Origin of the sequence: Coprobacillus cateniformis (assembly GCF_009767585.1) — a bacterium.
Taxonomy (GTDB): Bacteria; Bacillota_I; Bacilli_A; order Erysipelotrichales; family Coprobacillaceae; genus Coprobacillus; species Coprobacillus cateniformis.
This window is the reverse complement of sequence record NZ_WSNW01000001.1, coordinates 1,494,564-1,520,754: the sequence shown is the minus strand read 5'-3', so window position 1 is coordinate 1,520,754 and position 26,191 is coordinate 1,494,564. Positions and strand designations below refer to the sequence as shown.

The window sequence follows — 26,191 nt, the reverse complement described above, 5'->3', positions numbered from 1 at the left end:
TATATAAAATATATTTGAAAAGAGGTTATAAAAATGTTAAAGACTTTAATTATTGGTGGAGTTGCTGGCGGAGCGACAACAGCAGCTCGTTTGAGACGTCGTGATGAAGAACGAGAAATTGTTATTTTAGAACGTGGTGAATATATTTCTTATGCAAATTGTGGATTACCTTATTATATTGGTGATGTTATTAAGAGTAGAGATACTCTATTATTACAAACACCAGAAGCAATGAAGGCAAAGTTTAATATTGATGTGAGAACACAACATGAAGTTATTAAAATTAATCGTCAGAATAAAAATGTTGTTGTTAGAGATTTAAAGAATGGGACAGAGTATATTGAAGAATATGACTCTTTGGTTATTGCGACTGGCTCATCTCCTATTCAACCACCTATTCCTGGTATTCATAATGAAAATATTGTTTCGTTATGGAATGTAAAAGATACTGATTTTATTAAGAATTATATTCAAGAACATAAACCAGAAAAGGTTACTGTTGTTGGTGGGGGATTTATTGGATTAGAAATGGCTGAAAATCTACACACTCTTGGAATGAAAGTCAGCTTAGTAGAGTTACAGAATCAAGTTATGGCACCTATTGATTTTGAAATGGCACAATTATTGCATGAGAATATAACAATGAATAATGTTGATTTATATTTGAGTCATGGAGTAAAGGAGTTTATTCAAAAAGATAAACAAACGATTGTCTGTTTAAATGATGGTCAGCAGATTATTAGTGATTTGGTTATTTTGGCATTAGGAGTGAAGCCAAATAGTTCATTGGCGAAAGAAGCAGATTTGAATATCAATGAACGTGGAGGCATTATTGTTGATGAATATTTAAGAACTTCAGATAAAGATATCTATGCAGTAGGTGATGTTATTGAAGTAGACAATTTTGTGTTAAAAAATAAAACAATGATACCGTTAGCTGGACCAGCAAATAAACAGGGAAGGATCTGTGCTGATAATTTGGTTGGTGATTGTAAGATTTATCAAGGAAGTTTAGGCAGTTCAGTTGCAAAGGTTTTTGATTTAACAGTTGCTAATGTAGGAGTTAATGAGAAAATGCTGCAAGCATTAGGAAAGAAAAAAGATAAGGACTATCTAACAATCATTATTAATCAAAAATCACATGCTGGTTATTATCCTGGTGCCACTCCATTGACTTTAAAATTAATATTTGATTTTGATGGACAAATATATGGTGGACAAATCATTGGTCAGGATGGAGTTGATAAACGAATTGATACTTTAGCTACAGTGATGCGTTTAAAAGGAACTATTCATGATTTGGCAGAATTAGAACTTTCATATGCACCACCTTATTCTTCAGCAAAAGACCCCGTGAATATGCTAGGTTTCGTGGCTGAAAATGTATTAGATAATTTGGTAAAATTCATATATCCTCATGAATTTGATCAACTGGTTCAAAATCATCCAAATGATCATATAGTGTTAGATATAACGGAAGATGTCGAAAGAATGGTATATCATATCAAAGATTCTTATCATATACCATTAGGGCAATTACATGAAAGGATTAATGAATTAGATAGAAATAAAACAATTATACCTTATTGTGCTATAGGTGTACGTTCTTATAATGCTGCTAGAATTTTAATGCAGAATGGATTTTCAAAAGTAAAAGTATTAGCTGGAGGAACTGCCTTTTATAAATCAATGCATTATCTAGAAAACAATTTATCTGTTCAACAACAAAAACAGGAAATTATTCCTGAAGATAAAGAACTTAGAATTCTTGATTGTACAGGATTACAATGTCCTGGACCAATTATGAAAGTTAACGAGGTTATGGCAACTCTAGAAGCTAATGAAGTATTAAAAGTTTCAGCAACAGATATGGGATTTATAAGAGATATTGGAACATGGTGTCAACGTACAGGGCATACATTGTTAAAAAGTGAACGCAAAGGAAAAGAGAATTTTGCTTATATTAAAAAAGATATAAATGAATGCCCAATTCATCAGGCAGTTGAGATTCCACAAGGAAAAACAATGGTTGTCTTTAGTGGTGATTTAGATAAGGTATTAGCATCATTTATTATTGCTAATGGAGCAGCTGCAATGGGTAGACCAGTGACAATGTTCTTTACTTTCTGGGGATTAAATGCACTTCGTAAAACTGAAAAGCAACATATTAAGAAATCATTTATTGAAAAGATGTTTGGAATTATGATGCCTCGAGGAAGTGAGAAATTAAAACTATCCAAAATGAACATGGCGGGTATGGGAACAAGTATGATGAAAAAAGTTATGAAAAATAAAAATGTGAATTCATTAGAAGAATTAATGAGTCTCGCCCAATCTAATGGTGTTAAATTGGTAGCATGTACTATGTCTATGGATATTATGGGGATTACAAAAGAAGAGTTAATAGATGGTGTTGAACTTGCAGGTGTAGCCAGTTATTTAGGTGATGCGGAAGAGTCAAATGTAAATCTATTTATTTAAAAAACTGGAATATTCCAGTTTTTTACTTTGTTAAATTCTTTAATTTTTGATAATCAATAATTTCAATCTGACCCCTAGATAATCTTACGAAACCTTCCTCACTAAAATATTTCAACATTCTTGTGACAACTTCACGTGCACTACCAATAAGTTTGGCAATTTGTTCATGTGTTGCTTTAATTATATAATTGTTACTATGATCAGCTTCTTCAATTAAAAAGAGCGCTAAACGTTGATCAAAACTCATAAACAGAATTTGTTCCATTGCCCACATCACTTTTGAAAAACGGTCAGTTGCAGTTTTATATGCAAATAATTCTACATGGGCGTTTTCATGTGCAATTTTACCAAAATCAGTTGAATTAATTTGTAGAGTTTTACAATCAGTATTTGCGTCTATATAAATATCAAAAGTAATATTTTGTAAAATGCAAGATGCTGATAAGACGCAAATATCACTTTCATATAATCGATAAAGAGTAATCTCACGTCCATCAGGAGACAACATATAGACTCTTAGACACCCGCTTTTAACAAGAATAACACCTAGACATTCTATGTCACCATTATAGAGTGTTGTATTTTTTAAGTATGTTTTAGAAAATGCTTTTTCTTCTATGTGATTCTTTTGTTCGGGAGTTAATTGCTTCCAAAAAGGAAAACTATTCATCAATAACTTTAAGTCACTTTTTTCTAACATGAAATCACCTCTAGACTAATCATAACCAATTCGTTCTCAAATAACAAGGTGTGTGAATTAAAGATTATATCTTTATAGAGAGAATCTACTATTATTATATATATGATTTGTGATTTATGATAGAATATGAAAGATAGAGGGGAAGTATAGGAGAGGTTAATATGCAAGTTTTACTGAGTTTATTAATTGGTTATGTTGCTTTATATATTGTTATTTATCTACATGAAGTTGGACATGCTATTTGGTATTGTCGATTTGGTTGTAAAAAGCATTGGTATCATGTCACTGTTGAACCCTATTTGTTTTTTTCTACACCTTTGCCAGTGGATATAGAAAAAGCTGATAATCTGAGTTCCAACAAGGATATCATTGTTTCTTATGGGGGTATACTGAATAATCTTATTTTTACTTTTATTGCATATTTCCTTATTTGTAGAATCAATATAATGGATTATTATCTATCTTTATTTTTGTGGATGTTTTATACATTACATATTTCAGAAATAGTAAGTTATATGTTTATTGGTAATCTGTATCTAGTAAGTGATATGAAGAATATTGCAAAAAGAAAACCTTTATTGCGTTGGGTTAATTTGGTCATAGGAATCATTTTAACATTAGGGTATGTATGGATATTGACAACAATTCCACAAGAATTATTTATATATATATTAATATATAATCTACTTACAATTGTATGCATGGGATTAGGACGGATAATTTTTACTATAAAACATGGTAAGGGCTCATAAAATTTGTTTTAAAGGAGAAGAAATAACTTTTATTACATGTATATCTTCACCTTATGTAGATTTTTATGCAAAAAACAGCCCTATTACGTGTTCTAGAAATTGATTTAAAAGATACATATAATAAGATTGTTGCTATTTTAGATGAAAAAGGTAATTTTCTAAATGAGAGTGACTATGTAGATTGTAGAAGTGTATGAAAAAAATTATTGTACTCTCTATTTAATGGAAAAATATATAAGGAAAGAGGATATATAATATGAAAACAGAAAGATTGTTAATAAGAAGATTTACACCAAATGATTGGGAAGATCTTTATGAGTATTTATCACAAGAAGATGTGGTCAAATATGAACCATATGATGTTTTTACAAAAGAACAGTCCAAAGAAGAAGCAATAAAACGTTCAAAAAGCCAAAACTTCTGGGCTGTATGTTTACTTGGTAGTGGAAAAGTTATTGGAAATATATATTTAGAAAAACAAGGATTTGAAACTTGGGAACTAGGCTATGTTTTCAATAAAAAGTATCAAGGAAAGGGATATGCGACAGAAGCCACAAAGGCTTTAATAGATGATATTTTTATGAATCATCATGCTCATCGTATATTGGCTATGTGTAATCCACTTAATACGGCTTCATGGAAATTGATGGAAAGATTAAACATGCGTCGAGAGGCTCATCATATTAAAAATAACTGGTTCTTTAAGGATGAAAACGGTAGTCCAATATGGCAAGATACTTATAAATACGCTATTTTAAAAGAAGAATGGCAAACAGATTATAAATAAAAAGCAAGTTGTTTATTTTCCAGTAAATAACTTGCTTTTCATGTTTAAATGACTAATAAAATTTTGGGTTTTTATGACAACATATCTTTCTTGATATGACCATTATTAACAACAGCTAGAACATCAAAATGATGATTAACAACAATAATATCTCCATCATAACCAACTTCTAATTTTCCTTTTGGTAAGTTATATAATTGAGCTGGATTTGTAGAAGCCATAAGAACAACATCATCAATACTACAACCACAAATACGCATCATATTTTGACAAGCTTGATTTAATTTTATTGTACTGCCTGCAATTCTTCCTGTTGCTTTAACACGTGCTTTTCCATCAATGATTTCTATCTCTTTTCCAGAAAAATGATAAATACCATCTGCTAATCCTTTACATGGATTGGCATCACAAATAAGGACAATTCTCTTTGATCCAATTGATTTATAAGTTGCTTTTATGACATCCTCATGAATATGAAATCCATCTACAATAAGTTCACAAAAAAGATCTGATATCATTGCACCTGTAACAACCCCAGGATCTCTATGAAGATGTTGTCCCATAGCATTATAAAGATGAGTAATTCCTTTGGCACCATATTGTTGTGCTTGAACAACTTGACTCGCAGAGGCACTACTATGACCTACATTCATAACAATCCCCTTATTATTACCATATGTAATTAATGATAATGCGTTAGGTAATTCAGGGGCAATTGTCATGGCTTTTATTTTATGAGAATGTTTTAAATAATCATTGAATATCTCTAGTTGAGGATCTTGAATACAGTCTTCTTTCATAACACCACAATTATTTTTATTTAAGAAAGGACCTTCAATATGTACACCTAATAGATTTGAAACATCACAGGATTCATATCTGTTCAATAATTCTAACATATAAGAGTGTGTTTCACATGTTAAACTTGCCATAAAACAAGTGACACCTTCTTCTATCAAAGCATCACTAATTTTCATCATATCTTGATTTTGGCAGGTATTAAAATCATAGCCTATAATTCCATGGGTATGTGTTTCAATCAGACCTGGTATGATATAATTCCCTTTAGCATCAATAACTTTATCATAGTCAATATTGTGATAATCTTTAAATATACCAGTGATAGTGTTATCCTCAACAAGAACAGCACCATTGTCAATTCTTTTATATCCATCAATAATGAGTATTCCATTTTTAATAAGAATTTTCATATATTAGTCATCTCCTTTAATAGCAGCACGATCTACAATGAGATATGCTTGAGGATGATTATTGATGATTGTCACTGGGCACATGATATCAATATCACCATTAATAACCCTTTGAATAGGTTCATGTTTCTTAGCGCCATTTGCTTCCACAATGACTATTTGGGATTCCATAAGTTGTTTTATTCCTAAAGTTATTCCCTGAGATAGAATTTCATTTGTATCAAAATATTTTTTTCCTACTGATTGTGTGATTTCGTCTAAATTAATAATATGTGCACAATAATTTGGATTGACACCAGGTTCATTAAAGCCAAGATGTCCATTTACACCAACCCCTAATAATGTTAATGTTAAACCATTGTGAGCTGAAATATATTGATTAGCTCTTTGACATTCTTCCACTAAATTTTTTGAAAGACTATTGAAAGCATGAATATGGTCTAAAGGAATATGCGCTGGTTCAAATAAATTCTTTTTAAGATAAGCAAGACAACTTCCTGAATTTGTTTGGTCCAAACCTACCCATTCATCTAATTCAATATAATAAGCTTGTGTCAAATCAATAAGTTTCTCTTCATGAGCTTTGCATAATAATTGTAGTGTTTTTACGGGAGTATCACCTCCTGCAAAACAATATAGACCATTAGGTTGAGACTGAAATGTTTTAATAATGATTTCAGTAGCCTGTTGACTCATTTCTTCATAATTTTCTGTAACTATTAATTTCATATTTTTCTCCTTGTATTCATAATTTTATAAGCATCTGATGATTATATGAGTACTATCTATTATTATACGATATTAGTCTTTAAAGTAAATATATGTAGATTGTTTCGATACATATGTTACACATTAGAAAAAAGTAACAATTATGTTACATATTGTAACATATTGGAAAGTTTGATAAAATATAAAAAAGGAGGTGTAAGGATGTTATTCTTAGAAAAAACACCACAGTTATCAGATACTGATATTAATATTTATCAATATATTGTTACACACTTAGAAAGTGTTCAATATATGCGAATTAGGGATTTAGCGCAAGCTACTTTTGCAAGTACAGCTAGTATTTTACGTTTTTGCAATAAATTTGAGTGTAATGGATATTCAGAATTTAGAGTTCGTCTTCAGTCTTATGTTCAATCACAACAAGAAAAATTAAAAAAAGTTGATGAAACAATCTTTATTAATTTTTTACAACGTACAAATGAGGCATTATTTCAAAAAAATATCAATGATGCAACTCAACTCTTAAAAGAAAAAGAATTGGTTTTATTTGTTGGACATGGCTCTTCAAATATTATAGCTGAATATGGAGCTTTATATTTTTCTTCACTTTGCAGTGTTGCTTTATCTGTAGAAAATCCTGCAAATTATCCAATAAATTTCATTTATCAAAATATTTCAAGTAAAATATGTGTTATTGTTCTTTCTGTATCTGGTGAAACAGAAGAAATTATTGAGTATCTGCAGCATTTTAAAAGGAATAACAGTAGTATTATTTGTATAACTAATAGTACAAAGTCGACAATTGCTAAATTGTCAGATGTATGTATACCTTATTATATTACAGAGGAATCATTTGAAGGTTCCAATATTACTTCACAAGTTCCTGCTCTCTATACAGTTGAATATCTGGCAAGACAAGTTCATAGTGCTAAGTTTTATACAACAAAGAGTGAGAAACAAGATGAGAATGAATAAGATGTATATATGGAAGAATGATATATAAGGAAATTAAGTAGTCATGTAGAGTTTTTTAATCATCAAGGAGATATGAGAAGTATTGAAAGAAATTTAAATTTATGGAAATGGATGTGGTGTTTAAATGTTAAGGTTGAATGTGACTAAAATTGGTAGAATTATATAATCGTTTTCTAAAAATGAAAAATTATGTCGAAATTGCTTGTAATTGTTATAATGTATACTCAAAGGAGTGTGTATTATGATTAAATGTATTGTATGTGATTTAGATGGAACACTTATTAAAACTGATGATACTATAGAAGAAAAGACATTAGTGACTTTAAAGAACTATATAGACAAAGGCGTAGAGTTTATCATTGCGACTGGTAGGGATCATAATATGGTTATAGATTTTCTTAATCGATATGATTTGGACTGTGATTTGATACTTAATAATGGAACACAGTATTGTAATAAAACTAAGACATTTAATGATATTTATCCAATGGATAATCATTCTTTTCAAAAGATTGCAACAATTCTAGAAGAGCGTGGTTATCTATTATCTATACATACAAATCAAGGAAAATATTCTTTTAAAGATGCAGAATCATTCTGGGAACAACATGTTCAGATTTTAAAATCATCGCCAGCGTATTTAAAGAAACCTTTACCAAAGAAAACTTTTACAACAAAGGATGGTTATTTAAGAGATTTCCATTATGCTTCAAATGCTAAAGAAATGATTAATAAGGGTGTAAAAGTTTTAAAAATTGATGCTAGACATTTAGATTCCTATTCAGTTAAAGGTATTAAAGAAGAACTGAATATAGAACATCTAGATATTTCATCTTCTTATGAAGATAATATGGAAATAACAACAAATAAAACAAACAAAGGATACTTATTAGAAAAGGTTATTCAAAAGAAAGGATATTTATTAGATGAAATCGCAGTCTTTGGTGATGGTGAAAATGATTGTTATATGTTAAAGCAATTTCCATATTCATTTGCTCCAAAAAATGCCTGTCAATTAGCTAAAGAATCTGCTCAGTATATATTGAGTCAAACTAATGAAGAAGGTGCAGTTTATGAGGGAATTCAATTATTGAGAAAATCGAATTTATTATAATGTATAAATATTTCATATAGTCAACTATACTCTATAGATTGAGTAAGAAACACATATCACGTTATCTATAGAGTATTTTTGTATACTTAAACTTAACACAAAAGAAATTTATTATAATTCTCAATTTATATGAAGGTACAAGGTAAATATGTATAGAAAAAAGTTTCACAGTTGAGAATCAAGAAATAAAGTAAAGGAGGAATATAGTATGAAGTGTCCTTATTGTAAACAAGATTTAGTAAAGGGACATATCCAGACAAGAGGAGAAGTTCTCAAATGGTTACCCTATGATAGACAGATTTCAAGGTTTGAACTACGTTGGAAAGTTAGAGATGAAGACATTAGATTAGGTGATTATAAATTTTGGCATGGTGGAGATGTTGATGCGTATTGTTGTCCAAACTGCCATAAAATTATTATTGATTATAAATAAGAAGGACTTCTTTTTATGATGACTCTACGGAGCGTTTATTGTTTTTTATAATAATATATTTTATTCTATACAGGAGAGGTGAAGGTATGGATTGTCAGAAAGTTGGAGATTTAATTTATCGATTACGAAAGGAAAAACAGCTTACTCAAAAAGAGTTGGCTAATCAGATTGGAATTAGTGATAAAACTATATCTAAGTGGGAAAGAGGATTAGGCTGTCCTGATGTGTCTTTATTAAAAGATCTTTCAGAAATCTTTCAAATCAATATAGAGAAAATATTAGATGGAAAACTCACTTCTAATATAAGAAAAGGAGGAAATATGAAGAGAATAGAATTTTATGTCTGTCCACTGTGTGGAAATGTATTAACATCATCTAATTATGTAGATATATCTTGTTGTGGAAGACAATTAGATCCTTTAACAATAGTTGATCATCAAATACCATTTCAAATGAAAAACATTGATGGGGAGAGTTTATTGACATTTGATTGTCAAATGTCAAAAGAAGATTACATCAGTTTTGTTGCTTATGTAGAATATGACCGCTATTATTTTATCAAGTTATATCCAGAACAAGCTCCAGAAGTACGTTTGCCAGAATTAAGAAGAGGAAAATTATATTGTTATAGTATAAAGGAAGGGTTCATGCTTTTGAAATAAGTATGAATTCTTCTTTTTTCATATTTTGATAGAATATAGATTTAAAGTAAAAATCTTGTTACTATAGAATTATAAAGGAGTGAGGTAAGCAAATGAAAAAAGCGATTATTTTTGATATGGATGGATTAATGATTGATAGTGAGAGAGTGACTTATAATGAGTATGTTAAAAAATTAAAAATTTTAGGTTATGATGATTTTACAGAGAAAATATATAGGCAATGTTTAGGAAAAAATAAAGAAGGTATATGTCAGGTGTTTTTTAATCAGTATGGAGATGATTTTCCAATGATAGAAGTATGGAATGATGTACATGACTGGATTGATGAAAGTTTAAGAAAATATGTTCCAAAGAAAAAAGGCTTAGATAATTTATTAAAGTATCTAAAAGAAAATAATTATTTGACAATAGTTGCAACTTCAAGTGGTCGTACTCGGGTTAATGAAATTCTAAAAAATGCTCATATTATAGAATATTTTGATGATAGCATTTGTGGAGATGAAGTTTCAAAAGGAAAACCAAATCCAGAGATTTTCTTAACAGCTTGTCAAAAACTTGGTGTTAAACCCGAAGAAGCCTTAGTCTTGGAAGATAGCGAAGCAGGAATTCGAGCAGCTTATGATGGCGAAATTGATGTTATATGCATACCCGATATGAAATATCCTGAACCTGAATTTGCATGTCAAGTTACCAAAATAATGGACTCATTAGAAGATGTTATATATTATTTAGAAGATTTAAAACTTCATTGTGAAGATAAAAAAGGAGGTAAATAATGAGACCAAAGTTACATTTTACAGCTCCTCAGAATTGGATAAATGATCCTAATGGATTAATTTATTTTAGAGGAAAATATCATATTTTCTATCAGCACTTTCCATATACATGTGAATGGGGAACAATGCATTGGGGACATGCAACAAGTAATGACCTGATACATTTTGAACATTTACCAATTGCTTTATATCCTTCAAAATCATTTGATCGTAATGGCTGTTTCTCTGGATCCGCATTGATTCATCAAGATAAGTTATATCTATACTACACATCAATTCAATATGCTCAAGAGAATCCAGATTATATTCATGTACAATATAGTGATGATGACTTGATTGCTTCTCAATCATTAGTGATATCTGATGATGGATATAATTTTGATAATCATTATCAGAAACATCAAGTTATTGATGTTATAAAAGATGAAAAGTTGGGAGATGTCAGACATACAAGAGACCCTAAAGTATGGATTGGAAAGAATGGACATATTTACATGATATTAGGAAGTAAAATTCCTAGTGATAAAGGATATGATGGTGAAGTTCTTTTCTATGAAAGTGAAGATGGACTTCATTTTACATATAAAAATAGGTTTATTGATTCTCAAGTTGGAGACATGTGGGAATGTCCAGATTTATTTGAGTTAGATAATCAGTATTATATGATTTTCTCACCAGAGAATATTGACTTACCGCCACGTCCCAATAGTAATGCAGTGATTATGCCAGTTGACTTTGATGAAGAAACATGTACATTAACACGTCTTGGTCATTATATGTATTTAGATTATGGTTTAGATTTTTATGCACCTCAATCTTTCTTGGATAAAGACAATCAACGAACAATGCTTGCCTGGTTAAGAATGAGAAAACCAATAACAAATGAAAAATGGATAGGTATGTTTACAATGCCTAGGGTCTTAACAAGTTATCATCATCATATTTATCAAAGAGTTCACCCAAACATTCAAAATCAATTTACAAAAGTAACAGAGACTCTTGATTTTCAAGAACCATTTCTTATGAAAACGATACTCAAAGATAATGAAGTAATTAATCTAGGTGGTTTAAAATTATATATTCAAGATGATTGTTTATGCTGTGATCGTACAAATATTTCTATTCAGCAAAATAAAGTCTGTAATATGAATCAAACCCCACAGTTAAATCATCAGTGTCAATTAGATATCTATTATGACCACAATATTTTTGAAATCTTTATTAATGATGGATACTATGTTCTTAGTCAAATTGTCTATAAAATTTTAGAAGAACAAACACAGTACAATAAAGAAATAACAACAATATTACAAATAAGATAATTCAGGACTTTTTAAGTCCTTTTTATAATGCAACCAATAATTGCTTTTATTCAAACTAGAATATGTTGTCGCAACCACTATGATTTTTCTAAAATAGAAGTGTCAATAAATCAGGAGGTATTTTATGAAACAGCAATATATACAAGTTTTTAAAAATAAGAATTTTATGAAATTATTTATTGCAGATATCATTAGTCGTTTTGGGGATTCACTAGATGCGATTGTTATGACAATTATTGTTTATTCAATAACTCAAAGTGCTTCATGGTCAGCACTGATATTTGCAGTCAATAAATTACCAACTATTTTTATACAACCATTAGCAGGGGCTTATATTGAAAAGAAAAATAAAAAAATGATTATGGTTATAAGCGATTTGATAAGAGCTGGATTAGTAGGAATAATAGCCACTCAGCTTATGTTTGCAACATTAACGAGATGGGATTTGTTAATTATTACATTCCTTATTTCTATTGTTGAATCTTTTAGACAACCAACATCTATGCCTGTTATGGCACAGATTTTACAATCAGAAGAAATGGAAGTAGGACTCTCTTTAAGTCAAAGTAGTTCTAAAGTTGTAGAATTCATTGGTTTTGGAGTATCAGGTGTTTTCATAGCAACATTAGGAAATCATATTGTTGTGTATATAGATATGATGACATTTCTATTATCAGCACTTATTATTTTGACTATGAGTATAAAACCAATTTTTAAGGATGTTCAAGAAAAAACATATTTCTTTACAGAATTTAAGGCAGGTATTCGTATTATCTTTCAATATCCAAAAATTAAGATTTTTGTTTTTCTTGCTATATTCTTAAATGCAATTATTACTCCTTTGAGTTCTTTACAAGCCCCCCTTGTTGAAGAAGTTCTTCATTCAACAGCAATCATGCTATCTGTTATTTCTACTGCTTTAACTTTAGGTATGATTGTGGGTTCAGTTATCTATCCAATGGTTAAAGAGAAGATGAATATCAAAATGATTGTTATTTTATCAGCTTATTCGATTACAGTTGCTTATATTGGAAGTTGTTTTTCAGGTATACTTATTCAAAATATCTTTTTGCTCTATATTATGATTGCAACAGTATTCTTTGTGATGGGATTAGGAATCTCTATGATAAATATGTTTGCATTTGTAGAAATGTTAAAAGTTATTCCGCAAGATTATTTAGCAAGAGTCTCATCACTTGTCACGTCATTATGTGTGTGTATGGTTCCAGTTGTATCATTTATTTTAAGTGGATTAGCATATACATTAAGTACTTTTTCAATATTTGTGATTGTTGGTGTTATTAATATTGTTATATTTATTCTATTCTTTCAAAAGAAATTAAATATATTATAAAGTAAGTTATGAAATATTTATGTGAAAGAGATATAAATATAGTATAATGTTTTTATAAAGGGGGTATTGAGATGATTGAAGTGAATCACTTAACAAAAAGGTATGGAGATTTTAAAGCAGTCGATGATGTAAATTTGGTTGCCGAAAGTGGTAAGATAACAATTCTTTTAGGACCAAATGGTGCTGGGAAATCAACGACAATTAAAAGTATAGCTAATTTATTAAAGTTTGAAGGAGATATTCGTATTTGTAGCTATCCAAATGATACTATTGAAGCGAAACGTTGTTTTGGTTATGTTTCTGAGACACCAATTCTTTATGATAATTTAACTGTTGAAGAACATATTGATTTTATTGGTAGTGCATATCAAATTAACGATTATAAAGCAAAGGCTGAGAAATATTTGGAATTATTTAAACTTACTGAAAAAAGAAAGAAAATGGCTAAAGAATTAAGTAAGGGAATGACTCAAAAATTAAGTATGTTGTTAGCATTTATGATTGAACCAACAGCTTTGTTAGTAGATGAACCAATGGTTGGATTAGATCCTGCAAGTATTGAAGATACATTAAAAATATTAAGAGGTTTAGCTGATCAAGGATGTGCTGTTTTGATTAGTACACATATCATTGATATTGTTAGTGATATTTTTGATGAAGCGTATATTATGAATAAAGGGCATATTATTAAACATGTCAAAAAAGATGATCTTCAAGATGAATCATTGAAGGAATATTTCTTTGAATTAACGGATGGTGAATAATATGAAGACGTTATTTTATCTTTGGTATTTAAAAACTAAGGGAACAATTCGTAATTTGATGAAAAAGCCATCTAGTGCGATTTTTACAGTATTTGTTGTGTTGTTATATGGTTTCATATTTGTGAGTTTATTTATGTTTAAAGATAAGAATCCAATGATCATTACCACAGGACTACACACATCTATATTGATTTTAATTGCTTTTTTAGCACTCATGTTATTTTCTACACTCATGTCATCAAAGAAAGCGCTGTTTTATGGAGAAGATGCTTATTTCTTATTTAGTGGACCTTTTACTAGAAAACAAATTATGGCTTATTTAACTTTTCAAACCGTTATTCAAGCCATTATGCTTGGGTTCTTTGCTATGATTTTCTTTGCAGGAACAGGTGGTGCAGGAGGCTCTTTTGATGGAATATTTATTCTATTAATGTTTGTTGGAACAATTCTTACAATTATGACTTTCTTAATACTGACAGATTATATTTATATTTTATCTATTGGCGATAGAAAATATAAAGTATTATCAAAATTAATTCCAGCTATATTTATTATAAGTATATTCATTATTTTAGGATTAACATATATACAAACAGGTCAATTAAAATCAATTATGGTTGATTTTATTCAATCACCACTATTTTATTATGTTCCTATCTTTGGTTGGTTAAAATTAACTCTTGTTTCATATGTTGCTAAAGATATGATTATGTGTCTATTAGGAATAGGTTTGTTATTGTTAGGACTTATTATTGTTTATATTGTTTTTATTAATTATAAAGGTGATTTTTATGAACAGGCGTTAGCTGATTCATTAGATTTATCTAAACGTATGAAATCATTTAAAGCAGGCAATCAAGATGCTATGCGAAATACAAAAGTCAAAACAAATGTTAGTGGTAAGTTTAAACAAGGAGCTTATGCTATCCTATCTAAAAATATTCTGTTAATGAAAAAAACAAATCGTTTATTAACAATTTCTGATATTATGTCAATGGGGTTATATATTGTTATTACTATTTTTAGTGACTTAGGTTATGGCTTCTTTATATATATGCTTGTTATTTATATATTTTCATCACTTCAGCAAAGTGAACTCTATAATGAATTACAAAATTATCATATTTATTTAATTCCTGATAAACCTTTTAAGAAGTTGATAGCTGTCATGATTCCAACATTTATAAAAGTATCATTAATGACAATTATATCTATAATTATTGTTGGGATATACTATCAAGCTGGATTTTCAATGATTATGATGTACATTATTAATATGTTAGGATACATTTGTGTATTTATGTCTTCAAGTGTTCTTTCTATACGTTTCTTAAAAAGTCGTTCTTCTAAAATATTTGAAAACATAATGAGAATGTTGTTAATGATAGTTTGTTCTATACCATCTATTGCGATGACTGTTTACATAGTTATGACTGGAAATGTGAACACAACAACACTCATGATTATGTCATATTCTTCACTGATCATGAACTTTGTTATTTCAGTTATTATTATTTATTTTTGTCAAGACATGATGAATGGTAGAGAATTAAAGAGTGAGTAGGAATTTTGAAGTGCACCCCATAATTTGGGCACAAGTGATATGTACCCTCTTTACTGGCCAAACCAGTAAGGAGGGTTTTTACATGAAATATGATTATGTATTTAAGTTGAATTGTGTTGAGCTATTTAGAAATATATATTTATGTCATTGATAATTATATTGTTTAAGTATAAATAAAAAGAAACTATCAGAAGATAGTTTCAAATATATTTTCATATAATTTCTTAAGCGAATTTCCTCATAATTGTTTCTTGTTAAAAATACTCATACTTAAGAATATATTAATAATAATGATAATGACTGTAAGACCTATTGATGGAATAAAGTCTGTTAATGATACAGATTTTGTCAATAAAGCTAAATTCTGATTTGTCAAATAAATAGGACTATATTGGGCAAGTGTCTCAAATATAGAAATAATCATACTTATCACATAAGCTAGTCCAGCTAAGAGAAGTCCCCCTGCCATATTTTTGGTAAGAATACTACCTAAAATAATAAAGCTAATCATTAACAATCCAAATAACCAAACAAAACTAACAGAAGCAAATAAGCAATATACAGAAGTATCAGTCCAGAACAATAGATTATACAGAAATGTTATAGCAAAACTTAAATAATAACAAAATGTCCAAACTAAACTTATAGTTATAAATTTTGATAAGACAACTGTATGTCTAGGTAATCCTTTAGATAACATGTTGATAAGTGTACCTTTATGAAGTTCATTGGCCACAATTCCACCAAATACAATTAAGAAAATAATTAATCCCATTTGCGGAACATTCTTGAAGAATTGAGTCCATGAATCAAGTACTGTAGGTGTAGGTATATTCATTACTCCTTCTGGCATTACTAATGATACGATTTCTGGCAGATATTTTGCAGAAATAGGATTTAAAAAGCCTAATATAAGAAAAATCATAATGCTGATAAAGAGTTTATAAGTTCTTAAATATTCAATAAATTCTTTTTTAGAAAATGCTATAAAAGATTTCATTTGACAACCTCCATAAAAAGATTTTCAAGAGTTGGTTCCTCAACAATTACTTTTTCTGCTTTGATATGATTTTGATATAAATAATGGAAAACTCTCATTTCTGTAGTATATATATCCTTTGAATGTATTGTAAGGCGATGATGTTCTTCTGGAATGATTTGAAGATCAGAAAAAGTATTCATAAAATCATCAATATGAAGATGGTCATAGAACTGAATAGATAAAGCATTTACTGAATGCTTAGCTTTTACATCTTCTAAAGATCCTTGAAAAACAATTTGACCTTCATTCAATATAGCAATCTCATCACAAACTCTTTCTACATCTGAAAGAATATGAGTTGAAAATATAATCGTTGTTTTATCTTTAACTTTTTGAAGAATATCCAATATATCTTTTCTACCAATTGGATCTAATGCTGAAGTTGGTTCATCACAAATAAGCAATTTAGGATTATTTAATAAAGCTTGAGCAATTCCTAATCTCTGTTTCATTCCTCTTGAGAAACCAGAAATTCGTTTTTTAGCATGTGCAGATAATCCTACTAATTCAATTAATTCTTGACTCTTAGTTAGAATATCATGTTTTGCCATATGAGTGACTTGTCCACATAGTTCTAGATATTCTAAAGGTGTCATAAAGCTATAGAACTCTGGAACATCTGGTAGATAACCAATATATTGATTGGTTTGATTGTTTCCATAGTTTATCTGTTCATTGCAGACAGTAATATTACCACCATCTATCTTCAATAAACCAAGAATGGCTTTCATTGTTGTTGTTTTTCCTGCACCATTTTGTCCAATAAAACCAAAAATAGTATGTTCTTTTACAGAAAAATGAACATCTTTTAAAACAGTTTGTTGTCCAAAACTTTTCTTTAAATGATTAATCTCAAGAATAGCCATTAGTCTTCACCTCTACCAAATATGAAATAAATAACTGGTCCAATAAATTGAATAAATAAAACAACTAAACTCCAAATGATTTTATTTCCAAATTTATAATGAGGATGACGCAATACATGTATAAATGAGAAAATAGCTAATGTTAACTCTATTACAATAACAGGTAATAGTACTGGTAAATATTTTATAATTGTATCCATATTAGTTCTCCTTTAATTTTTTTAATTGATGAAGACAAACTTGAAAACGTTTTTCATCTTTTAATGCTGTAAACATTGGTGAATTTAAAACATCAACAACAGACTCTTTAATTAATTGTGCTCCTCTGGGTGCATTTATTCCTAACATAAGATCATTTAACCAGGGAGTTATATCTGTAAAGAATTCATCACCATGTAAACTTAAAAAGTCGAGATCTGTTTTTAAAAGTAATGATGTATATTTTTCAATCATAAGTAAAGCTTGCTCATTGTTTTGACAGGTTGTATAAAAATGTGCGGCATTCAAATATACAATAGCTGTAATATTAAAGTGCAATTCTTCAATATGAAAAATATCAATGAGTTGAAAAATTCTATCTAATATTTTTTCACAATAGTCTTGTCGAGAAATATTTACATTTAATAATGATATAGAATTTTGAATAGTCATTAAAAGATGTTGATAGACATTTGATTGATAGATTTCATTTGCTTTCTCCAAATTCCCTAGCATTTGAAAAGCAGCTCCAATCATCTCACAATCTTGAGAGATAGGTCTTGCAGTTTCACCAAGAATATCTAATATTTCGTGTGGTTTTTGAATAACAGTGTATATTGTCAATTCTAATGAAACGGCATCTTTTACAAGTGTTGGCAAGTTACATTCAGTTTCAATACGTTTACAAAGTTGTAAACATTCCTCTATAATCTCATCTTTATTCTTAAAAAGAATATAATGATTAAGATAAAGAACGGCCATATAGTATAAGAGTTCAAAACATGAATAGTATTGCTTAATCAATTGTTGACACCGCTGGTATGTTTTGATTGGGTCTTTGGCCATATCTAGAGCAAGTTCGTTATAAAGTGACTTTATTCGCTCTTTTGAGAGTTGGGGAGAATATCCCATGAGTTCATCAACAGATATATTAAATAAAGCTGCCAATTGTGGCAATAGAATAATATCTGGAAATGTAAAATTATTCTCCCATTTAGAGACAGATGATTTTGAAACACCTATATATTCAGCTAATTGATCTTGTGTTAACCCGTTTTTTCTTCTGTAATAGACAATATTTTTACCTAAATTTAATTCATTCATTTTATCACTTCACTTTCTATACTCACATTATATGTTTTTAAAAATAAAATACAATGGATTTACTAGCAACACATTGAAGAAAAGTTTCCATTTAAGAAACTTTTTCAAATATAAAAAATTAAATTAAAGTGTAAATAAGTTTGACTTATAGAATGAGGCATGTTATGATGAGCAAGTAATAAAAGGCTACAAATTATAATTCACAATGGGGATTGTTATTGAGCACTTGATGTACAAATTCCTTCTGTGAATTTTTTATATCAATGCTTCCTTTTGTTAACACAAAAAAGGAGGTATTCAAATGAATACAGGTAAAGTAAAATGGTTTAATTCTGAAAAAGGTTTTGGTTTCATTACAGTTGATGGTGGAAAAGACATCTTTGTACATTTCTCAGCAATCGCTGGTAGTGGATACAAAACATTAGAAGAAGGACAAAACGTTAGTTTTGAAATTACTGAAGGTGACAGAGGTCCTCAAGCATCTAACGTAACAGTATTATAAGAATTGAAAACAAGAGAAATCTTGTTTTTTTATTTTATTATTTAACTTGACTTATTGTCTTATCCATGTTAATGTGAGAGAGTAATAGAAGGTTATAAATTATAATTCACAAAAAAGGATTGTATTTAGCACTTGATGTACAATTTCCGATTTTGTGGTTTTTTTATATCAGAGGCTTCCTTTTGTTAACATAAAAAAAGGAGGTATTCAAATGAATACAGGTAAAGTAAAATGGTTTAATTCTGAAAAAGGTTTTGGTTTCATTACAGTTGATGGTGGTAAGGACATTTTTGTTCATTACACTTCAATTGCTGGACATGGATATAAATCTTTAGAAGAAGGACAAAATGTTAGTTTTGATGTCACTCAAGGTGATAGAGGAGATCAAGCATCTAACGTAACAGTATTATAATTCCAAAAACCCCAAGATATGTTCTTGGGGTTTTTTTGAAAACAATATCACGTCTTGTTTTATCGACATGGTTTTTAGTATGAGTGTAACGAGTTAAAATCACTTTATTAGATATAGTTTCCAAATGTGCAACCATATTGTGCCACATTTAAGGCATCATTTGAATATATGAAAAGTCATTAAGTTTCAAAGTGAGTACACTTGAAAGAAGATATCTGTAATTTTCTTATGCTATTATATTCTTATTATAATAAAAAGACTGTTGTTTAAATACTATGTCAACAGTCAGAGCCATACTTATAAAAAGCATGGCTTTTTATAAGTTATAATTTTTGTTGTATTCCCAAAGGAATATCTTTTTTAGGAAGTTCTCTTTTGATTTGTTCACTTTTATCAATCATTGACTCTTCCTTTTTCTTTTCTTTACTATCTTTCATTTTATCACCATCCTTACTTTATCTTAACCAAAATAAGGATATATTAAACAATATAGAGTCATCATTCATTTTCATTCAATGTATATGAAGTGGAATGCCTTGATATTTCTAATTGTTTTGTTATAGATATTTTAGTATCTAGGTTTTTTTGATAATTATGTAAAAATACGCAAGAATAAAGAGTATTGAGAATAAGTTCAATAGAATACTCAGTTGTAAAATTAGCAATTTTAGAATGTAATTTCTCACGCGTTGAAATAGTTAATACACATTGTGCATATTTTTTAAGGGAGTTATCACCTAAACTCGTTATAACGATGATATAGCACAATCATGAGGAGATGATGAAAAAATAGTATACATTTGATTACCAAAAGTATTTTCTAGACTGACTTTCTTTTGTATACGTAACATTTTAAATTTAAAATTTTGAGCTATACAAAGATTATTTTCAATTGCAAACATATGAATATATTCAGCTTTTATTATAAGTTGTGTTGCTTTTTGTAAGGAGTCATGATGAATAAGATTGAGTGTGTCTTTTGAAGATTCATTCATTAAAGCACTCATAATTCCAGCAACCTCCATAATATTATTGTTCTCTGTAAAAGGAATATTAGAATCTATATCTATAAAATGAGCTTGGATATACTCTAATTCCTTAATATAATCTTCTTTTAATTCGTTGAATCCTTGATAACCGAGTTTCTTGGAAAAACGTACAATTGTTGCACTGGATGTAAATGTTTCTTTAGCGATATTACGTGTAGAAAGATCTCTAAGTTCATATTTATGAGCAATAATATAATCTCCGATATCCTTTTCACTAGAGGTGAGTTGAGCCTCATTTAATCTTTGTTCAAATAACATATATGTCCCTCCTTATATTTATTATATATGAAACACTGCTTCATATAAATGGGTAATTTATGAACCAATTATAAAGCGTTGTAACAACTTTGTGATAAAAGAATGCGATATATTGGGATTTGTAATATATTGTTGTTATTGAAAGGAGGTTATTTATGAAAAATAAATATATGTTAAAAATTTCATTATTATCTGTTTCGTTATTAATGGGAACAGCAGCAGCTATTAATGGTAATATACCTGCATTAGCAGATGCATTTATTAATATTCCATTATCATTAGTAGAGATGATTTCTACTTTGCCATCTCTTTTCTTAATGATTTCTGTGTTGATAAGTACAACAATTGCTAAAAAGATTGGATATAAAAGAACAATAGCTATAGGGATAGCCCTTGTTGCTGTAGCAGGATTTATTCCTGTTGTTGTTAATAACTTTTACATTATATTAGTATCTAGAGCAATTTTTGGTTTTGGTATCGGACTTTTTAATTCTTTAGTGGTTGCATTAGTAAACTATTTTTATGATAATGAACAAAGATCTAAGATGTTTGGTTTCCAAAGTGCTTTTGAAGGTATGGGAGGACTAGCTGTCACATTTATTTCTGGGCAATTACTAAATATAAGTTGGAATGCTTCGTTTCTTGCCTATATGATTGCTTTTCCAATCTTAGTCTTATTTATAACTTTTGTTCCAAAAGTATCAACAGATAAAATCACTGAAAAAAATAAATCTCAGATATTTCAAGAAAGACAAAATACAAAGGAAGATTTTCCTTTAATGGTTTTGGGGTATGTTGGAGCTATATTCTTCATTGCTATTTTCTTTATGTTAAGTGGAATAAAAGTAGCAGGAGTTATGCAGGCAGTTGGTTATGGAGAAACAAGTTCAGGCTCGTTTGTCATTATGATGATTGGTATAGGTGGAATGATAGGTGGGTTTCTATTTTCAAAGGTTTTACGATTCTGTAAAGAATATACAATAACACTAGGGTTAAGTTTACTTACAATAGCGATGTATATCATTGCTATTGCAACAAGTATTTTACCAACTTTATTTGCTGGAATACTCATTGGTATTGCTTTTCGATTTATTTTACCTTACTTTATTGATAAAATTAATAATAGTCAACTTAGTAATCCAGGTTTAGCAACATCTTTATTATTAGTAGGATATAACCTTGGTATAGCGATATCACCATATGGAGCCATATTCTTAGAAACAATTTGTATCTTTAGAGGTCCGAGTGCAATTTTTTATATGAATGCAATTGTTTTTTTAATTATGACTTGCATAAGTTTTTTTGTTATGTTAGTTTTTCATTCTCAAAAATGTGCATGAATACAAAGAAAAATAGACAGGTGTCATGAATAGACATATTAATAAAGAATTATGATTTCCTCTTTATAAGAGGAAATTTTTTGCTTGAAAATGGAAATTTTTGTGTAAGAAAGTATTGTATAATAGATTTGGTTATATTGAGAAAGGATATATAGGTTTTATGGAAAAGAAACGAATTATTAAATTATTAAAAATTTTAAGTCAAAGTCAATGTCCTATAAGTGGACCAGAACTTTGTACGAAGTTAGATATTACTGTAAGGACACTGAGGAATGATATTAAAGAATGCAAAAATGAATTTCTACAACATGGAATACAAATTATTTCTAAACATGCAGTTGGATATACATTACAAGTTATAAATGAAGAAAGTTATTATCATTATTTAGAAGATATGATGAAAGAAGAATCAGAGAATCAGATGCTTATACCTATTTATCCAGAAGAGCGAGTGAATTATTTAATTCGTATGTTTTTAACACAAAATGATTACATTAGGATAGAAGATATATGTGATATGATTTTTGTAAGCCGTTCTACATTAAGTAATGATTTAAAAGAAGTAAGAGAAAAATTAAATTATTTTCATTTAGAATTAGAGACCAAGCCAGCCTATGGCTTGAAAATTACAGGAAGCGAATTTCATAAACGTTCTTGTATATCACAATACTTTTATCATACCAATGGTAATGATGATATGTTTTTATCACAAACGAAATCTAGTCAGCAGCAAGAAGAAATATCAAAAATATTATATGAAACAATGGTTAATCAGAAATTTAAATTGACAGATATTGGATTTCACAACCTAGTTATTCATATCATGATAGCATTATTAAGACTGAAAGAAAAAGAACAACTCACTCACTATAAATATGATGAATCTATTAAGAATACTAAAGAATATGAAATTGCTATTCAATTATGTAGAGAAATTGAACACAGTTTTCATGTAATATTTCCTGATATAGAAATTTATTATATTGCTTTACATCTTTCAGGTAAAAAAGCAGTTCAATATAGTTCTAACTCTCTTTTTATGAATCATGAATATGAAATACTTATGACACAAATTATAAAAGAAATAAAAGATAAATATAATATTGATTTTACTGCTGATATGGATTTACAAACATCTTTATCATTGCATCTCCAACCAATGATGAATAGACTAAAATATGGTATGTATATTCAAAATCCATTATTAGAACAAATTAAAACAGAAAATCCACTAGCATTTGAAATTAGTGTACTCACAGCTAATATTATTGCAAAAAATTATCAGGTAGATGTCAGTGAGAATGAAATTGGTTATATTGCTCTACATTTTGCATTAGCTATTGAAAGATATCAAAAACAAGGCCCTAAGAAAAATATTATTATTATATGTGCAAGTGGGATGGGGAGTTCACAGATTCTTTTATATAAGATTAAACAAAAATTCAAGGAAAACATAAATAGTATCTATGTAACAGAACTATATGAACTCCCTAATATAGATCAAAGTTTATATGATTTTATATTAAGTACAGTCCCTATTCCTTTTCCAACACAAATTCCTGCAATACATGTACAATATTTTTTAGATAACCAAGATATGATCTCTTTAAGTGAGTTCTTTAAAAATCAAAATGAAATGTCATTTGTTGATCAGTATTTTCATGATAATCTTTTCTTTAATGATTTGAAAGGAAAAACAAAAGAAGAATTAATTCATGAAATGTGTACATATATTAAGCAAGTTAAAGATATTCCAAATGGATTTGAAGAAGAAATTTTCAAAAGAGAAAACTATTCTGTAACTGAATTTGGGAATATGATTGCCATGCCACATCCAATGGAACCAATGACCAATGAAACATTTATAACTGTAGGTATTTTAAAAAAACCAATAAAATGGAAACATCAACAAGTGAAGTATATCTTTTTATTAAGTATTCAAAAGAATTCAAAAGATGCATTAGGGTTACTCCATGAAACACTCTCTTCTCTTGTTTATGATAAAAAAGCTATGCAGGAGTTAGAGAAAGATTCGTCATTAACAAATCTTAAAAAGATTCTTAAGAGAATTGCAGAAGAGCAAAAGGAAAATGATATAGATACATTATTTGGTTAATAATTTCCTCTTTTATAAGGGAAATGAGTTCGATTTAAGTATTTTCTAATTTAATTATAATGAAAGTAGGTAGGCGAAAGCAATGAAAAGAATTCTATTATGTTGTGCTGCTGGGATGTCATCAAGCATTCTAGTCAAAAAGATGAGGCTGGCTGCAAAAGAACATGAAATAGATGTTGTAATAGCAGCAGTCAGTGGAAATCAAGTACCACTCTATGTAAGTAAAGTAGACGTCATATTAGTAGCACCAGCATTGGTTTATGAATTTGAAAGAATTAAAAAAATTGCTGCACCCTATAAAGTTCGTGTCTTTTTAATCGGCCGTGAAGACTACGGACAAATGAATGGAGAGATTATTCTTCTAAAACTTTTAAACAAAATCGAACAAATGAAACAGGAGGAAATCAAAATGGGTTCATTTACAAGTATCATTGAATCAAAGTTAATGCCAATAGCAGTCAAACTTGGATCAAATAGATTTTTAACAATCATTCGTAACTCAATGGTTGCATCAATGGCATTATTAATTATTGGAAGTATTGCAACGTTATTGGCTAATATTCCTTATGAACCAGTTGCTCATTTCTTAGCACCAGCCAACAACTTCTTTAATACAATTTCAAGTTGTACAACAGGAGTTATGGGTTTGTTTACAGCGGCATCAATGGGGTTCTATGCATCTGATGAATTAGGTACAAAACCATTCCAAACTGCTGTGACTACAGTTTCTGCATTCTTAATTACTCAGTATGATGCTGAAACAGGATTAAATGTAGCAGGGTTTGGTTCATCTGGATTATTTACTGCACTTGTTGTAGGTTTTACAGTCGTTTATACCTTGCATTTCTTTGAGGAAAAGAATATTGCGATTAAGATGCCTGAAGGTGTTCCACCAGCGGTCTCAGACTCATTCTCTGCATTATTACCTGCAACGGCAATCTTAAGTGTATGGACATTTATTTCAGTTGTCTTAGGATTTGATGTTAATGCACAGGTTCAGACATTAATGTCACCAGTTTCATCATTAATTGCTTCTCCATGGGGATATGGAATTTATCATATGTTATGTGGATTAGTATTCTTTTGTGGTATCAATAGTGCAGTTGTGTGTAATGTTGCTTATCCATTCATTGTTGCTAATGGTGCTGCAAATGAAGCTGCCGTATTAGCTGGAAATGCCCCAATCTTTGCAACAACTTATGGTACTGATACAATGATTTGGGCAGGAGGAACTGGTGCCACTATTGGTTTGGTTTTATTAATGACATTTATTGCGAAGAGTAAGTATTTTAAAACTTTAGGAAGAATGTCTGTTGGTCCTGGTATTTTCAATATTAATGAACCAGTTATTTTTGGTGCACCAATTGCATTTAACCCAATATTCTTTATTCCATTTGTATTCCTACCAGGTTTATTAGCAACGTCTACAGTATTATTGATGGAAGCTGGAATTATTGCAATGCCTACAATTGGTATGGTTCCTTGGACTTTACCACCAGGTTTAATTGGTTTCTTTATGACAGGTGGGGCTATCTCAACAACAGTTTGGTCAATATTAATTGTTGTTATTACAATTGTCGTTTACTATCCATTCTTTAGAGTGGCTGATAAACAACAATATGAAAAGGAATTACAAGAGTCAAAAGAATTAGATAATCAAACGATTTAATATAAAGGAGA

Annotated in this window: 26 protein-coding genes; 18 read left to right on the top strand and 8 right to left on the bottom strand. The window is 29.2% G+C overall.

What is annotated here, in order from left to right; genetic code table 11:
• The first annotated feature begins 33 nt into the window (after nucleotides 1–33).
• On the top strand, nucleotides 34–2,481 hold the full coding sequence (locus GQF29_RS07705; protein ID WP_054325463.1) for a DsrE/DsrF/DrsH-like family protein: 2,448 nt from the start codon (nucleotides 34–36) through the stop codon (nucleotides 2,479–2,481).
• A gap of 22 nt (nucleotides 2,482–2,503) precedes the next feature.
• Here the strand turns inward: GQF29_RS07705 and GQF29_RS07700 are convergent, their stop codons facing one another.
• Nucleotides 2,504–3,181 carry a Crp/Fnr family transcriptional regulator gene (locus GQF29_RS07700; RefSeq protein ID WP_008789117.1) on the bottom strand — a complete coding sequence of 226 codons (678 nt, stop codon included), beginning with the start codon at nucleotides 3,179–3,181 and terminating at the stop codon, nucleotides 2,504–2,506.
• A 161-nt stretch (nucleotides 3,182–3,342) separates the two neighbouring features.
• Between GQF29_RS07700 and GQF29_RS07695 the strand changes: the two genes are divergently transcribed.
• The 3 genes from GQF29_RS07695 (at nucleotide 3,343) to GQF29_RS07685 (ending at nucleotide 4,720) form a co-directional block, all read left to right on the top strand.
• Nucleotides 3,343–3,933 carry a site-2 protease family protein gene (locus GQF29_RS07695; protein WP_054689406.1) on the top strand — a complete coding sequence of 197 codons (591 nt, stop codon included), beginning with the start codon at nucleotides 3,343–3,345 and terminating at the stop codon, nucleotides 3,931–3,933.
• Nucleotides 3,934–3,998: 65 nt separating this feature from the next.
• Nucleotides 3,999–4,130, top strand: a complete 132-nt coding sequence (locus GQF29_RS18825; RefSeq protein WP_270601778.1) for a hypothetical protein — start codon at nucleotides 3,999–4,001, stop codon at nucleotides 4,128–4,130.
• A 59-nt stretch (nucleotides 4,131–4,189) separates the two neighbouring features.
• Entirely contained in the window at nucleotides 4,190–4,720 is a 531-nt protein-coding gene (locus tag GQF29_RS07685; protein WP_054325462.1) for a GNAT family N-acetyltransferase, read from the top strand.
• Between the two features lie 71 nt (nucleotides 4,721–4,791).
• On the opposite strand, the gene nagA is transcribed toward GQF29_RS07685, so the two are convergent.
• Nucleotides 4,792–5,931 (bottom strand): N-acetylglucosamine-6-phosphate deacetylase, encoded by a 1,140-nt coding sequence (gene nagA, locus GQF29_RS07680; RefSeq protein ID WP_117769098.1) that lies wholly within the window; start codon nucleotides 5,929–5,931, stop codon nucleotides 4,792–4,794.
• A 3-nt stretch (nucleotides 5,932–5,934) separates the two neighbouring features.
• A complete protein-coding gene (locus tag GQF29_RS07675; protein WP_008789122.1) occupies nucleotides 5,935–6,660 on the bottom strand; it encodes a glucosamine-6-phosphate deaminase in 726 nt (241 codons plus the stop codon).
• Nucleotides 6,661–6,861: 201 nt separating this feature from the next.
• Between GQF29_RS07675 and GQF29_RS07670 the strand changes: the two genes are divergently transcribed.
• The 9 genes from GQF29_RS07670 (at nucleotide 6,862) to GQF29_RS07630 (ending at nucleotide 15,624) form a co-directional block, all read left to right on the top strand.
• Nucleotides 6,862–7,635, top strand: a complete 774-nt coding sequence (locus GQF29_RS07670) for a MurR/RpiR family transcriptional regulator (protein WP_008789123.1) — start codon at nucleotides 6,862–6,864, stop codon at nucleotides 7,633–7,635.
• A gap of 241 nt (nucleotides 7,636–7,876) precedes the next feature.
• A complete protein-coding gene (locus GQF29_RS07665) occupies nucleotides 7,877–8,749 on the top strand; it encodes a Cof-type HAD-IIB family hydrolase (protein WP_054325460.1) in 873 nt (290 codons plus the stop codon).
• A 208-nt stretch (nucleotides 8,750–8,957) separates the two neighbouring features.
• Nucleotides 8,958–9,182 carry a PF20097 family protein gene (locus GQF29_RS07660; protein WP_008789125.1) on the top strand — a complete coding sequence of 75 codons (225 nt, stop codon included), beginning with the start codon at nucleotides 8,958–8,960 and terminating at the stop codon, nucleotides 9,180–9,182.
• 86 nt (nucleotides 9,183–9,268) lie between these two features.
• The gene (locus GQF29_RS07655; protein ID WP_008789126.1) at nucleotides 9,269–9,844 is read left to right on the top strand and encodes a helix-turn-helix domain-containing protein; all 576 of its coding nucleotides are present in this window, start codon (nucleotides 9,269–9,271) and stop codon (nucleotides 9,842–9,844) included.
• A gap of 92 nt (nucleotides 9,845–9,936) precedes the next feature.
• Entirely contained in the window at nucleotides 9,937–10,620 is a 684-nt protein-coding gene (locus tag GQF29_RS07650; RefSeq protein ID WP_008789127.1) for an HAD family hydrolase, read from the top strand.
• The gene (locus GQF29_RS07645; RefSeq protein WP_008789128.1) at nucleotides 10,620–11,942 is read left to right on the top strand and encodes a glycoside hydrolase family 32 protein; all 1,323 of its coding nucleotides are present in this window, start codon (nucleotides 10,620–10,622) and stop codon (nucleotides 11,940–11,942) included. Before GQF29_RS07650 ends, GQF29_RS07645 begins: the two co-directional genes overlap by 1 nt.
• Before the next feature lie 124 nt (nucleotides 11,943–12,066).
• Nucleotides 12,067–13,296 (top strand): MFS transporter, encoded by a 1,230-nt coding sequence (locus GQF29_RS07640; RefSeq protein WP_117769097.1) that lies wholly within the window; start codon nucleotides 12,067–12,069, stop codon nucleotides 13,294–13,296.
• Nucleotides 13,297–13,367: 71 nt separating this feature from the next.
• Nucleotides 13,368–14,060 (top strand): ABC transporter ATP-binding protein, encoded by a 693-nt coding sequence (locus GQF29_RS07635; RefSeq protein ID WP_008789130.1) that lies wholly within the window; start codon nucleotides 13,368–13,370, stop codon nucleotides 14,058–14,060.
• A 1-nt stretch (nucleotide 14,061) separates the two neighbouring features.
• Nucleotides 14,062–15,624 (top strand): putative ABC exporter domain-containing protein, encoded by a 1,563-nt coding sequence (locus tag GQF29_RS07630; protein ID WP_008789131.1) that lies wholly within the window; start codon nucleotides 14,062–14,064, stop codon nucleotides 15,622–15,624.
• A gap of 238 nt (nucleotides 15,625–15,862) precedes the next feature.
• Here GQF29_RS07630 and GQF29_RS07625 read toward each other — a convergent pair whose 3' ends face one another.
• Genes GQF29_RS07625 through GQF29_RS07610 form a run of 4 tightly spaced genes read right to left on the bottom strand, consistent with a single transcriptional unit; the run spans nucleotide 15,863 to nucleotide 18,834 of the window.
• Nucleotides 15,863–16,624, bottom strand: coding sequence for an ABC transporter permease (locus tag GQF29_RS07625; protein ID WP_054325459.1), 762 nt, complete (start codon nucleotides 16,622–16,624; stop codon nucleotides 15,863–15,865).
• Nucleotides 16,621–17,532 (bottom strand): ABC transporter ATP-binding protein, encoded by a 912-nt coding sequence (locus GQF29_RS07620; protein ID WP_054325458.1) that lies wholly within the window; start codon nucleotides 17,530–17,532, stop codon nucleotides 16,621–16,623. The genes GQF29_RS07625 and GQF29_RS07620 overlap by 4 nt, the downstream gene beginning before the upstream one ends.
• Complete coding sequence (locus tag GQF29_RS07615; protein ID WP_008789134.1) at nucleotides 17,532–17,732, bottom strand: PLDc N-terminal domain-containing protein; 201 nt, start codon at nucleotides 17,730–17,732, stop codon at nucleotides 17,532–17,534. The genes GQF29_RS07620 and GQF29_RS07615 overlap by 1 nt, the downstream gene beginning before the upstream one ends.
• Before the next feature lies 1 nt (nucleotide 17,733).
• Complete coding sequence (locus GQF29_RS07610; RefSeq protein ID WP_008789135.1) at nucleotides 17,734–18,834, bottom strand: helix-turn-helix domain-containing protein; 1,101 nt, start codon at nucleotides 18,832–18,834, stop codon at nucleotides 17,734–17,736.
• Between the two features lie 301 nt (nucleotides 18,835–19,135).
• Between GQF29_RS07610 and GQF29_RS07605 the strand changes: the two genes are divergently transcribed.
• Both GQF29_RS07605 and GQF29_RS07600 read left to right on the top strand, forming a co-directional pair.
• On the top strand, nucleotides 19,136–19,336 hold the full coding sequence (locus GQF29_RS07605; RefSeq protein ID WP_008789136.1) for a cold-shock protein: 201 nt from the start codon (nucleotides 19,136–19,138) through the stop codon (nucleotides 19,334–19,336).
• Nucleotides 19,337–19,547: 211 nt separating this feature from the next.
• The gene (locus GQF29_RS07600; RefSeq protein ID WP_008789137.1) at nucleotides 19,548–19,748 is read left to right on the top strand and encodes a cold-shock protein; all 201 of its coding nucleotides are present in this window, start codon (nucleotides 19,548–19,550) and stop codon (nucleotides 19,746–19,748) included.
• Nucleotides 19,749–20,494: 746 nt separating this feature from the next.
• Here the strand turns inward: GQF29_RS07600 and GQF29_RS07595 are convergent.
• The gene (locus GQF29_RS07595; RefSeq protein ID WP_236916403.1) at nucleotides 20,495–21,055 is read right to left on the bottom strand and encodes a MurR/RpiR family transcriptional regulator; all 561 of its coding nucleotides are present in this window, start codon (nucleotides 21,053–21,055) and stop codon (nucleotides 20,495–20,497) included.
• A 155-nt stretch (nucleotides 21,056–21,210) separates the two neighbouring features.
• Here GQF29_RS07595 and GQF29_RS07590 point away from each other — a divergent pair, with 155 nt between their 5' ends.
• The 3 genes from GQF29_RS07590 to GQF29_RS07580 all read left to right on the top strand — a co-directional run bounded on the left by GQF29_RS07590 (nucleotide 21,211) and on the right by GQF29_RS07580 (nucleotide 26,180).
• Nucleotides 21,211–22,395 (top strand): MFS transporter, encoded by a 1,185-nt coding sequence (locus GQF29_RS07590; protein ID WP_117598879.1) that lies wholly within the window; start codon nucleotides 21,211–21,213, stop codon nucleotides 22,393–22,395.
• Nucleotides 22,396–22,555: 160 nt separating this feature from the next.
• Nucleotides 22,556–24,511, top strand: coding sequence for a BglG family transcription antiterminator (locus GQF29_RS07585; RefSeq protein ID WP_008789140.1), 1,956 nt, complete (start codon nucleotides 22,556–22,558; stop codon nucleotides 24,509–24,511).
• 82 nt (nucleotides 24,512–24,593) lie between these two features.
• Nucleotides 24,594–26,180, top strand: coding sequence for a PTS transporter subunit EIIC (locus GQF29_RS07580; protein WP_008789141.1), 1,587 nt, complete (start codon nucleotides 24,594–24,596; stop codon nucleotides 26,178–26,180).
• Nucleotides 26,181–26,191 lie beyond the last annotated feature (11 nt).